At 59.6% G+C, this 11,996-nt stretch carries 14 protein-coding genes; all 14 read right to left on the bottom strand.

The window, feature by feature from the left end; all coding sequences use genetic code 11:
• Nucleotide 1: 1 nt before the first annotated feature.
• A complete protein-coding gene (locus ACYVIT_RS05825; RefSeq protein ID WP_415808883.1) occupies nt 2–820 on the bottom strand; it encodes an N-acyl homoserine lactonase family protein in 819 nt (272 codons plus the stop codon).
• A gap of 3 nt (nt 821–823) precedes the next feature.
• The gene (locus ACYVIT_RS05820) at nt 824–1,537 is read right to left on the bottom strand and encodes an ABC transporter ATP-binding protein (RefSeq protein ID WP_415808882.1); all 714 of its coding nucleotides are present in this window, start codon (nt 1,535–1,537) and stop codon (nt 824–826) included.
• Complete coding sequence (locus tag ACYVIT_RS05815) at nt 1,524–2,309, bottom strand: ABC transporter ATP-binding protein (protein WP_415808881.1); 786 nt, start codon at nt 2,307–2,309, stop codon at nt 1,524–1,526. The genes ACYVIT_RS05820 and ACYVIT_RS05815 overlap by 14 nt, the downstream gene beginning before the upstream one ends.
• Complete coding sequence (locus tag ACYVIT_RS05810) at nt 2,306–3,277, bottom strand: branched-chain amino acid ABC transporter permease (RefSeq protein WP_415808880.1); 972 nt, start codon at nt 3,275–3,277, stop codon at nt 2,306–2,308. Before ACYVIT_RS05810 ends, ACYVIT_RS05815 begins: the two co-directional genes overlap by 4 nt.
• 1 nt (nt 3,278) lies before the next feature.
• On the bottom strand, nt 3,279–4,148 hold the full coding sequence (locus ACYVIT_RS05805) for a branched-chain amino acid ABC transporter permease (RefSeq protein ID WP_415808879.1): 870 nt from the start codon (nt 4,146–4,148) through the stop codon (nt 3,279–3,281).
• A 14-nt stretch (nt 4,149–4,162) separates the two neighbouring features.
• Nucleotides 4,163–5,326: an ABC transporter substrate-binding protein gene (locus tag ACYVIT_RS05800; protein ID WP_415808878.1), complete on the bottom strand. Its 1,164-nt coding sequence runs from the start codon at nt 5,324–5,326 to the stop codon at nt 4,163–4,165.
• Nucleotides 5,327–5,337: 11 nt separating this feature from the next.
• A complete protein-coding gene (locus ACYVIT_RS05795) occupies nt 5,338–6,198 on the bottom strand; it encodes an alpha/beta fold hydrolase (RefSeq protein WP_415808877.1) in 861 nt (286 codons plus the stop codon).
• Nucleotides 6,195–6,581 (bottom strand): hypothetical protein, encoded by a 387-nt coding sequence (locus tag ACYVIT_RS05790; protein WP_415808876.1) that lies wholly within the window; start codon nt 6,579–6,581, stop codon nt 6,195–6,197. Before ACYVIT_RS05790 ends, ACYVIT_RS05795 begins: the two co-directional genes overlap by 4 nt.
• A 106-nt stretch (nt 6,582–6,687) precedes the next feature.
• A complete protein-coding gene (locus ACYVIT_RS05785; protein ID WP_415808875.1) occupies nt 6,688–7,365 on the bottom strand; it encodes a 3-oxoacid CoA-transferase subunit B in 678 nt (225 codons plus the stop codon).
• Nucleotides 7,355–8,047 carry a 3-oxoacid CoA-transferase subunit A gene (locus ACYVIT_RS05780; protein ID WP_415808874.1) on the bottom strand — a complete coding sequence of 231 codons (693 nt, stop codon included), beginning with the start codon at nt 8,045–8,047 and terminating at the stop codon, nt 7,355–7,357. The genes ACYVIT_RS05785 and ACYVIT_RS05780 overlap by 11 nt, the downstream gene beginning before the upstream one ends.
• Before the next feature lie 33 nt (nt 8,048–8,080).
• On the bottom strand, nt 8,081–9,253 hold the full coding sequence (locus ACYVIT_RS05775; protein WP_415808873.1) for a thiolase: 1,173 nt from the start codon (nt 9,251–9,253) through the stop codon (nt 8,081–8,083).
• The gene (locus ACYVIT_RS05770) at nt 9,250–9,639 is read right to left on the bottom strand and encodes a Zn-ribbon domain-containing OB-fold protein (protein WP_415808889.1); all 390 of its coding nucleotides are present in this window, start codon (nt 9,637–9,639) and stop codon (nt 9,250–9,252) included. Before ACYVIT_RS05770 ends, ACYVIT_RS05775 begins: the two co-directional genes overlap by 4 nt.
• 43 nt (nt 9,640–9,682) lie before the next feature.
• A complete protein-coding gene (locus tag ACYVIT_RS05765; RefSeq protein ID WP_415808872.1) occupies nt 9,683–11,779 on the bottom strand; it encodes a 3-hydroxyacyl-CoA dehydrogenase NAD-binding domain-containing protein in 2,097 nt (698 codons plus the stop codon).
• Nucleotides 11,776–11,988, bottom strand: coding sequence for an acyl-CoA carboxylase biotin carboxyl carrier protein subunit (locus ACYVIT_RS05760; protein WP_415808871.1), 213 nt, complete (start codon nt 11,986–11,988; stop codon nt 11,776–11,778). Before ACYVIT_RS05760 ends, ACYVIT_RS05765 begins: the two co-directional genes overlap by 4 nt.
• Nucleotides 11,989–11,996 lie beyond the last annotated feature (8 nt).

Below are 11,996 nucleotides of genomic sequence, written 5' to 3'. Positions count from 1 at the left end.
TTCACGACCCGAAAGGCTCGGGCATCTCGTGCAACATGACGATGTCAGGCTCCCCGGAATACGCAGGATAGCGCCGCAATACTTGCGGGTCGTGCCCAGGCACGACATAGTCCGGGCCAGCGACCGCTTCGCGTAACCGCTGATGGCCTGCCAGCATGTCGGCCACATTGAAGACGATGGGAAACGGACGACCCTCATCCATGTTCTCGTAAAAGTGGCTGGCATCCGAGGCCAGGACGACCCAGCCACGGCGAGTATGTACGCGGACTGCCTGCAGTCCCTTTGTATGGCCGCCGATTTTCAACAATTCAATGCCCGGGTACAGCGTAGTGTCACCGTCATGGAACACGACGAGTTCCTCGTACACGCGGCGCACCATCGATACTACGTCTTCTACCTCATAGGCGTGGCGCAACGATGCGTGGCACATACAACGTCCTGTCGCATAGTCGAGTTCATCGTCTTGCACATGCAGGCGTGCGCCGGGCACCTTTGCCAGATTACCCGCATGGTCATAGTGCAGATGCGTCAACACCACATCACGGATCTGCGCTGGCATCACCCCCAATCGTTCAAGGTGCTCAATCGGACAGGCAATAAAGTCCCGACGGCGCCGGGCTGCCATTTCCGCGCTGAAACCGGTGTCCACCAGCACGCAGCGATGCTGATCCCGTATCAACCAGACGAAAAAATCCATGGGCATCGGCCCATCGTGCAGATCGCCCCCCAGGAAATTCTCGGCCCGCCGCCGCGACACCGTCGCATAGCGGACTGCATAGACTTCGTATTCTGGTAACGCCTGTGAAGCAACGCCAGTCATAGGTCAGATTCCAAGATAAGCCTTTTGTACAAAGGGGTCCGCTAGCAATTCGACGCCTTTACCGGTCCGTACGATCTCGCCATGCTCTAGCGCATAGGCACGATGCGACAAGCGCAGCGCCAAGCGGGCATTCTGCTCGACCAGCACGATCGACATCCCTTTGTCGCGATTGATCCGTTCGATTGCGGCAGCAATTTCACCGACTATTTTGGGGGCAATGCCGAGGGACGGTTCATCCAGCATCAGCAGCCTGGGATTGGCCATGAGAGCCCGGCCTATCGCCACCATCTGCTGCTCTCCCCCGGACAATGAGCCCGCCAACTGTGCGTTGCGTTCTTTCACTCGGGGAAACAGCGCATATACCTCATCCAGACTATGCGCCACGGCCGAACGCGACCGCACACCGTGCGCGCCCGCCAACAAATTATCACGCACGGACATGCGGCCAAACAGGCGCCGGCCTTCTGGCGACAGGGCGATACCGGCAGAGACTCTGGCGGCAGCCCCGTGCGAAGCGATGTCATGACCATCAAAACGTATGGTGCCTTCCGCCGCACGAACCAAACCAATGACAGCCTTCAACGCCGTGCTCTTGCCGGCGCCATTTGACCCGATCAACGCGACGATCTGGCCCGCATCGACCGAGAAATCGATGTTATGCACCGCACGCAACGCGCCATACCGCACCGTCAGGCCGGTCACCTCAAGCATGGGCATAGTCTGGTGCTCCTAGGTAGGCTTCGATAACGGCTGGATGTTCACGAATTTGCTGTGGGGTGCCTTCGGCAATTTTTTCCCCTTGCACCAGGACCACGATACGTTGGCACAGCTCCATCACCAAGGCCATATGGTGCTCGACCAGCAGCAAGGTCAAACCATGCTCGTCGCGCAGGCGGCGCAACAAATTGCCGAGTTCCCGGCACTCTTCGTGATTCAAGCCGGCGGCCGGCTCATCGAGCAGCAGCATGCGGGGCCGAGCAGCCAATGCCACTGCAATACCCAGCTTTTTCTGCAGGCCATAGGCTAGAGCACTTGCAGGGGCTTCGCGCCACGTATCAAGATCGGTCATGGCCAAGATGCGATCGATTTCTTCGCTCACTTGCCCTCTGGACAATGCCGCATCACGCCGCCCGACCAGGCGCGCAGCCATCGATCCAGAGATTCGCGACAACAGCCCGCGATAAATATTCTCTGCGACCGACACAGCAGGATAGGTGCAGGTCGCCTGGAATGTACGAGCCAGCCCCACGGCGACGACACGGCTCGGCGGGCCTCCCGTGACATCGTGATCCGCGAACCGCACCGTCCCCGACGAGGGAGGCATGCTGCCGCTGAGCACATTGAAAGCCGTTGTCTTGCCGGCACCATTCGGGCCGATGAGACCGAAGATCTCGCCCTCTGCCACCGAGAACGTCAAGTCGCGCAACGCGGTCAATCCGCCAAATCGACGTGACAGGTTGTTGGCCTGCAATAACGGAGGGGAACTCATGCATGCTCCTTGCGTCTACGATCGACATGGCGCGCGATTCCGACCAACCCATCGGGTAAAAAGCGCAGAATCAAGATCAACGCGGCTCCGTAGAACACGTGCTGTGTCTGCACTGCACCGCGAAACAATTCCGGTAACGGCGTCAGCACCAAGGCGCCGATCAACGGCCCCCATACCGACTGACGTCCGCCGATCACCAGCATGATGACAAACGCGACGGACATCCCGGTATTAAAAGACTCTGGCGACACAAAGCCGATATAGCGAGCCTGCAACGCACCGCCCAATGCCGCCAACATGCACCCCATGACAAAGCAGAGCAGCTGCAACCGATGCACATTCAGGCCGGTAGATTCCGCCAAGGCCGCATTGTCGCGCACGGACTCAACCGCATGTCCCAATGGACGCCGAAACAGCCACCACAAACCTGCCGTCGACAACAATGCCGTCACCAATGCCAAACCATAGAACCGGCCGCGCGTATCGAATTCGAATCCGAGCAGCGACGCCGCCGGAATACCCGCTATCCCGTTCGCACCGCCACTCCAACTTGCTCCGTCCAGCAGCGCCAATCTGATCAGTTCCCCGAATGCGAACGTCACCAGCACAAAATACACACCACGCAGCCGCAAGATGACCCATCCCAAGAGCGCGGCAATCAACGCAGCAGCCACCACCCCTGTCGCGGCGGCAGGGAGAAAAGACCATCCCAGATGCTGGCCCGCCAGCACGGAGGCATAGGCGCCTACGGCAACGAATGCAGCGTGGCCTAGAGACAGTTGCCCCCCGAGATTAATGAGCGCCAAACCATTGACGATCAGGATGTTCAATGCCGTCAATACTGCCAGATGCAGCACGAATGGACTGCCGAACCATGGCAGCATCCCCGCCAGCACGATCCCGGCCAGCGCTGCTATCCGCCAACCGGGATGCATCGTTTGTCGAGTCGTCAGAGCCAATGCCGTCATATCAAACCTCTCCTCGACCGAGCAACCCTTTGGGGCGTACCACGAGCATCAGAATCACCAAGGCAAAAATCAACATGTCTGCCGTGCTGCTTGTGAGATACAGGCTGGCATAGCTTTCCACCAATCCCAACACCAACCCGGCGACAGCGGCGCCAGGAATACTGCCCAGCCCGCCCAGGATCACGACGATAAAGGCCTTGAGCAATGGCGTAGCGCCAACGAATGGCGAGACCGAAAACAACGGCGCCATCAAGGCCCCCGCCACGGCGGCCAGGCCCACACCAATGCCGAATCCCAATGGATAATAGATACGAGCGCGTATGCCCTGTATAGAAGCGATTTCGAAATCCTCGACCACAGCGCGCAATGCGCGACCCGGACGCGAATAGCGTAGAAAGCCATACAGCAACGCCAGCACCACAAGGGCAAAGACCACGACGTAAACCCGCGCCGAGGGAATCACCACTGATCCCAGCCTGGTCACGCCCTTTACCACGGCAGGCATAGACAGCGGATCAGGACCAAAGAACATCAGGGCCAGGTTCTGCAAGATCATGGCCAATCCAATGGTGGCGATCATGCCGTTGAGCTCATCGTGCCGGAATGGCTGCAATATCACCCACTCCAGCAACGCGCCTATCACCACGGCGCCGGCGAACGTAACGGCCACGGCTGCCAGAAAAGGCAGATGCAGATTGCTCGTCAGAAAATACGCGCCAAAGGCGCCCAGCATGTAGAACTCGCCATGTGCAAAGTTCACCATGCGCATGACACCGAACACCAGCGTGAAACCCACCGCCATCAAGAGATACAGCAGGCCCACGACCAGTCCGTTGATGGTGGCTTGCGCCACCAGAATGCTCCAGTCCACGCACGCCTCCTGGGTTATTGGCAGCCGTCGACGGTGCAGCGAGCGCGAATGACTTCCTTGGCCTCGTGCACTTGCGCCACATAGAATGGCGCATTCAACTGATGGTTGATGCCATACATTGCCTGCCCGGTCCAATTCAACGTGCCCAGCGCCCCGTCGAAATTACTGATTTTTTGTAATTCGTCGCGGACCTTCTCGGTATCTGACACCGTGCCGGCACGGCGCATCGCTTCAAACAACAGATTGGTTCCGTCATAAAAAGCGGGGCTGAAGCCGTTCATCGCATGCTTGTATTTGGCTGCATACAGGTCGGCATAGGCCTTGGTCGAGGGCAACGCCGGGTCGACAGGCGTATGCACGAACATCCCTTCGGCCGCCTCCGGCCCCGCTACATTGATGATTTCCTGAGTCGCGGGGCCGCCCGTGCGCACGATCTTGCCGGAGAATCCCAACTCACGCGCCTGCTTCACTATCAGGCCGGCCGTCGTAGGCGAATTACCATCCAACTCGATGGCGTCGATTCCCCGCGCCATCATGCGGGTCAACAGCGGTACGAAATCGACGCGATCACGCTCGAAGAATTCCTTCACTGCGAGGTCTGCGCCAGCCTTCTTGTAGGCTCCTTCCAAGTCGGAAGCAATCTGCTGACCCGTTTCGTCATTGGGAAACAGGGCACCCACTTTTTTCAAGCCCTGTGTCTTCACCAACCAATTGATCTGCGGTTGCGAGACCTCGGCGGTGGTCACATTGGGGCGGAACGTATATGGTTTGTCGGGGCTCAAGGCTTTTGCCGTAAAGCCCAGCGTCATGACAATGACCTTGTTTTTCTCGGTGGTCGGCTGTATTGCCAGCACCGGCGCCGAGCCTACCGGGCCGATGATGTACTGCACTTTGTCCTCGAACACGAGACGGTTGGCCACCGTCACAGCCTCGTTGGCCTGGTACTTGTCATCGTAGGCCACGACACTGACCTGATACTTCTTGCCGCCCACCTCGAGTCCACCTGCCTTGTTGACTTGATCAGCGGCAATCTCCGCGGCGTTTTTCATGCCCTGGCCCCAGGCAGCGCCTGCTCCGGACAACGTTACCAGGGCACCGATCTTCAGTGTCTCTTGAGCGCAGACGGCTGCGGGCAAAACCAGGCAAGCGGCAACTGCCGCCATGCGAGTGGATATCATGTTGTCTCCTGTTATCGGGCCGCCGAACGGGACGCAACCGCATCCAGCACGGGCAGCAAATAGCCGCGAAACTGCTGCGGATTCTCGCTCATGGGGAAATGCCCCAGTTCGCGCATGATCGTGACTTGTGCACCCGGGATGGACGCAGCAGTACGCAAGGTGTCCTCGGGCGTACAAGAAAAATCGTATTCACCTGTCAACAGGTACAGGGGACACACATCCGTACGGATGCCATCCAGCCTGCCACGTAGATCGCCATCGACGCGATAGAAATACAGATCGCCGCGAAACACGCCCGGACCACCTTGCATGTACTGCCATAGCGTCTCGTGGCGATATACGGCAGGCGACTGCGGCGCCACCAGGCCCGACACCAAGGCGGCACACACCTCGCCGCCATGCACATCGCCGCGATGCAACCACGATGTGTCGTACCAAGGCTGCTGAAAATCCGCCGCCTCGACGCCGATCAGCGCGCGGAAACGTTCTGCATGCAACCGGGCCAGCTCCAGCACAATCCGGCCGCCGATAGAACAACCGATCAGCGCGGGACGATCTAACGCCAGCGCATCGCAAAAAGCCAGGATCGTCTGCACATACTGTTGCGTCGTCAATTGATATTGGGTGTCCTGCCACCCTTGCGGCGGATAGGATTTGCCATGCCATGGCATATCAAAGGCGATCACGCGAAAGCGTGAGGTCACGGCCTCATCGCACATCAGATGCCGATACTGACGGCTGTCGGCGCCCGCAGTGTGCAGGCAGACCAACGGTATACCGCTGCCAGCCTCTTCGAAATACACGCGGCAAGATTGGCCAGCGACATCAAGATGCACATAGCGTCCCGTGATGGGCTCCAGTTCGGCGCTCATGGGTTCTCCTCGCGGCCCGCGGCCAACAGATCCTTGACATACTGCAGGTTGGCCATCAAAGGCTGCAAATTACCCAGAATCTCCAGCTCTCCGCGTTTGCTGAGCGCAAAAATATCGTGCCAGCCGGGTGCCGGTGTTGCGCGCCAGAACTCCTGCCAAGCGTGTTCCGACGCACGCACAGCAAAATCCCATGCGTACATGGGCGGCAACTGCGTTTGCACCTGCATGACGGCGCCATCGCGTATGCACACCCGCACAGGGCTGGCGCCAAACTGCACCAACATATCTGCAGTGAACAGACGGTCCCGCGTAAATGTGCTTGCAACCCGCACAAAACGCGCAGCCAACTGCGCCCCGGCAGACTGGTCTATCTGGATATTCATGTCTCCATTCCCGTGGATCGTTCTTTTTGACAGAACACTTATTCTTTCTATAAGAACATTCTAGGCAGGCCAGTTTCTCGCTGTCAACCAATTTGCCGCACAAAAATCAGTTTGCTTCGACGATCAGCTCGCGCCAATCGGGCGCCAGACTCAACGGGCAGTCCGTCACCGCCTGCAATGCCTCTAGCGTCAGGCCAGCCACCATCCCCCGCACCATCAGTTCGCCAGGCGTGATGTCCATGATGGCGAGGTCCGTATAGATGCGATCCACCACTCCTGAGCCCGTCAGCGGGTAACTGCATTGCTGGACGATCTTTGGCTCTCCGCGCTTGGTCACGTGCTCCATGGTGATATAGACCTGGCGTGCGCCGGCCACCAGGTCCATAGCGCCGCCCACGGCCGGAATCGTCCCCGGCTCGCCCGTATCCCAATTCGCCAGATCACCGCAGCCTGACACCTGAAACGCGCCGAGCACCGTCAGATCCAAGTGGCCACCGCGCATCATGGCAAACGACATCACATGATCGGTGATCGACGCCCCCGGCAGCAACGTGACTGCCTCTTTACTGGCATTGATCAGATCCAGATCGAGGGGTATCCCGGGATCCCCAGGTCCCATGCCCACGATACCGTTCTCGGTATGCAGAATCACATCTCGATCGCTGGGCAAGAAAGCCGCCACCAGCGTCGGAATGCCTATGCCCAGGTTCACATACGCGCCATCCGGAATATCCTGTGCGACCAGACGGGCGATCTCCCGCCGAGACAATTTTTCAATGGACATGTTGATCTCCCGCCTGCACCACTTTCTGCACAAAAATCCCGGGGGTCATCACGTGCTGCGGCTCAATTGCCCCCAAGGGCACAATCTCGTCTACCTGAGCAACCGTCAGCGTCGCAGCTGTACACATCACTGGCGCAAAATTGCGCCCCGCGTAGCGATAAACCAGATTGCCCCAGCGGTCGCCTTGCTGGGCTTTTACTAACGCGAGGTCGCCTTTCAGCGGCGTTTCGAGCACATAACCCACTCCGTCGATCACCCGGGTTTCCTTGCCTCGCGCGAGAGGTGTCCCGTAGGAAGTCGGCGTAAAGAAAGGGCCCATCCCCGCACCGGCAGCCCGCATCCGTTCGGCCATCGTGCCTTGCGGCACGCATTCCAGTTCTATGCGTCCGGCACGATATGCATCCGCAAAAGCCGCAGCATTGGGATTCTTGCGATCCGATGACCGGGCGAATGAGCAAATCATTTTGCGTACACGCCCTGCCTCGACCAATTGACTCAAACCACGAGGGCCATTGCCTGCGTTATTGTTCACGATCGTCAGATCACGAGCCCCCTGTTCGAGCAGAGCGCAAATCAATGCGGTCGGCACACCGGAAGCGCCGAATCCTCCTATCAACACCACAGCCCCATCCTGCACATCGGCTACCGCCTCATGCAACGATTCCACGATCTTGTCCAACATGGTTTTCCTTGAGATTTGTCGCAAGACCTGCGTTTAACGTGTCGACGGGCCGCCCAACAACGCGGTGGATTGGCTGGACAATGTGCCCCCGTTACCGTGTACCAGGGCAATTTCGGCGCCAGGAACCTGACGATCACCGGCTTGTGCTCTCAATTGCCTGACTGCCTCGATAATCAGGAAGATGCCGTACATACCCGGATGAACGCACGACAGCCCCCCGCCATTCGTGTTCACCGGCAGTCGGCCTCCCGGCGCGATGCCACCGTCCTGCACAAAGGATCCGCCCTCACCCTTGCCGCAGAAACCGAGGTCCTCCAGGAACAATAATGTGTTGATCGTGAACGCGTCATATAGCTCCACCACGTCCACATCGCCAACGCTCAGGCCGGCCATGTCCAGGGCACGCTGGCCGGATTCAGCTGCGGCAGTCACCGTCAGATCCGCCATGCAAGAGATCTGACGATTCCACACCGCCGTGGCGCTACCCAATACGTACACCGGCGGCTGCGGCAAATCGCGCGCCCGGTCGGCACGCACCATCACATAGGCGCCAGCGCCGTCTGTGACCAAGCAGCAATCACGCACGCTCAGAGGGTCCGACACCATACGCGCGCCCAGCACATCATCGATCGTCAGCGCGTCGCGCATGGCGGCCTCGGGATTGAGCTGCGCCCATTGACGCGCGGCGACCGCGACTTCGGCGAGATGCCGCCGCGTGGTTCCGTATTCATGCATGTGCCGCGCGGCGGCCAATGCATAAGAAGTGATGGGAGAAATCGGTTCGTAGGGTTGCTCGAATGGCTGAGGGTCGAGCAAGGCGCGGGCCTTTACACCCGCCTGGCGCCCGAAGGTAGCCGTTTTTTGTGTACTGCCGTAGCACACCAATACCGCATCGCACTGGCCCGTCACCAGCGCCATTACAGACGGCAGCAGATGCGCGACAAAACTGGAGCCGCCCAACATCGTCGCCTCGATATAACGAGGCCGCAGTCCCAGATACTCGGCAACAGGCATGCTCCACATGGTGGCCGACGAGCTGCACGTGGCCAGCCCATCGATGTCGCTCATCGACATCCCGGCATCCGCGACCGCTCTCGCAGCCGCCTGCGCCAGAATTTCCATTTCGGTATACCCGTGGGCCGCCCCCAGGCCTGCATGCCCTACCCCAACGATCGCCACCTGTCCACGCAAACTCTCCAGATTCATTCTGCAGCCTCCGTCACGAAAACCAGCCGCGGTGCGGCATCCATCTGGCGTACCCGCGCCTGAACTGCCATGCCGATACGCACGTCCGTAGCGGCAACCCCTTCAACCTGGCTCATGAGTCGTACGCCTTCTTCCAGATCGATCAGAGCGACGTTGTAATCCCCTCCTGCCTCAGGCTTGCGCCGCACGACACTTGTGGAATACACCGTGCCTCGTCCAGAAGGACGGATCCAAGTCAGATCCTCTGCGCCGCAATGCATACACACCGTACGAGGGAAAAACTGGCAGGCTTGGCAAACGCCGCAATGCTGGATCTCAAACCGCCCCTCTGACAGCGCGGCAAAGTAATGCGCCTGAGGTCCCATGCCTGCCGCCTCGCTAGCCATGCCCATCTCCTTTTTTGTATCCAAACGCGTTCTCCTATGTTTCTCAGGTATCGCCGAAACTGCGACCTTCACGCACCAGCCGCTGAAGCAGCGGCGCCGGCGCCCACAGCTCGCCATGCTGAAGATGAAACCGTTCGATCGTGTTCAATACATTCGCCAGCCCTATCTGGTCGGCATAGAACATCGGCCCGCCGCGATATACAGGAAAGCCATACCCATGGGCATAGATGACATCGATATCCGATGCTCTTGCGGCAATACCTTCTTCGAGGATGCGTGCGCCTTCATTCACCAGGGCATACACCGTACGCTCGATGATCTCTGCATCACTGATGTCCCGGCGCGTGATGCCATCCTCACGGGCACATTGCTCGATCAGCAGATCCACCTCAGGATCGGGCAGCGGGCTTCTGCTGTCCTTTTCATAGCGATAGAATCCCGCGCCGGTCTTCTGGCCGAACCGTCCGCGCTCACATAAGGTGTCGGCGACTCTCGAATAACGTTGGTGGGCAGGCCGCGTGGGCGCCAGCCGCTTGCGTGCCGCCCAACTGATGTCCAGCCCTGCCATATCCGCCATGCGCAATGGGCCCATGGCGAAGCCGAAACGTTGCAGAGCGCCATCGACCTGCGAGGGTGATGCGCCCTCCTCCAGCAGGAAATGGGCTTCACGTGTATAGGGACTCACCATTCGATTACCGACGAACCCATCGCATACACCCACCAGCACGGGCAGTTTTTTCATGCGGCGTGCCAGATCAAACACCGAGGCGATGACCTCGTCTGTCGTAGCAGTCCCGCGAACGACCTCAACCAGGCGCATCACGTTTGCAGGGCTGAAAAAATGCGTGCCCAAGACCAAGCCCGGCCGACCCGTCGCTTGCGCCAATAGATTGATATCCAGACGGGAGGTGTTCGATGCCAGCACGGTTTCCGGCTTGCAGACCTGATCCAATGCGCGGAACAATTCAAGTTTGACGGCCATGTCTTCGAAGGCGGCCTCGATCACTAACTCAGTTTCCGCCAAATCGGCCAGGCTCAAACTGCAACGAATGCGGGCCAATCGCGCATCACGCTCCTGCTCGGTCAATCGACCCTTGGCAACGGTTGCAGCATAGTTTCGCTGAATGAGAGCCCAGCCGCGGTCGAGCGCAGCCTGCTCACGCTCAACCAGAATCACCGTGATGCCCGCGTTAGCCAGGCTCATGGCGATGCCGCCGCCCATCGTTCCGGCGCCCACCACCCCCACGATCTGAAGCGAGGCATTTGTACGCCGTTGCGTGGGCGGTCTCTGCGCTTTGCGTTCGGCAAAGAACAGGTGACGCTGGGCCTTCGATTGTTCGCCATTGACCAACTCGACGAAGCGCTGGCGCTCGTAGACCAGGCCCGCATCAATATCACTGCTGACAGCTTGTTCGATGCAATCTACGCAAGCATCAGGCGCCACGCATCCCCGGTAGAGACGGGCTCCCTCGGACCGCGCCCGGGCGTACGCCGTAGGATCGGCGGGCGCCTGCGCGCGGCGTGCGCCCAGCACTCGCGTTTGCAATGGCTGTCCGGCCTGCTCGAGGGCATAGGCAACGGCTTGCTCCACAAGCTGACCGTCGAATACCGCATCGATCAGGCCCCACTGCATCGCGGTGCCGGCATCGACAGGATCGCCAGTGACGATCATGTTCAACGCGCGCTCGACACCGATAGCACGCGGCAAACGCTGCGTTCCTCCACCGCCAGGCAGGATGCCCAGCTTCACCTCGGGCAGCCCCAACGAGGTATCGGTATGCGCCACGCGATAATGGCAGCCTAGCGCCAACTCCAGCCCGCCGCCCAGCACCGTCCCATGCATCGCCGCCACAATGGGCTTACCGGCCTGCTCACACTGCCGCACGATGTCTCGCAATGTCGGCTCTCGTACCGACGCAGGGGTATTGAATTCACGGATTTCCGCACCACCGCAAAACAAAGTCCCCGCGCCGGCCAACACAATAGCCTGCACACCCGGATCCGCCAGGGCTGACGTCAACGCATCATGTAGCCCCTGGCGTATCGCTGCACTCAAACTATTGACCGGCGCGTTATCCAGCGTCAATAGTGCAACACGGCCGCTAGCGCGACGTTCGGTATGAATCAGTGCCGTACTCATGCCAGTTCCAGCAGGGCCTGGCCTTCATCGACCTCGTCACCCACCGCGATCAGCACCTGCGCAACCGTGCCGGCGCGCTCCGCCTCGACCGGCAATTCCATTTTCATCGACTCGATCGTGGCTATCGTGTCCCCCTCTGCAACGCGAGCGCCGACGGCTACGGTTACTGACAGCACGCGGCCTGCTACCGGTGTTTCCAATTTGCTCATTGTGGTCT

This window comes from Bordetella muralis (assembly GCF_054781015.1).
Note: the sequence above shows the minus strand (reverse complement) of the source record. Positions and strands in the feature narration are given on the sequence as shown.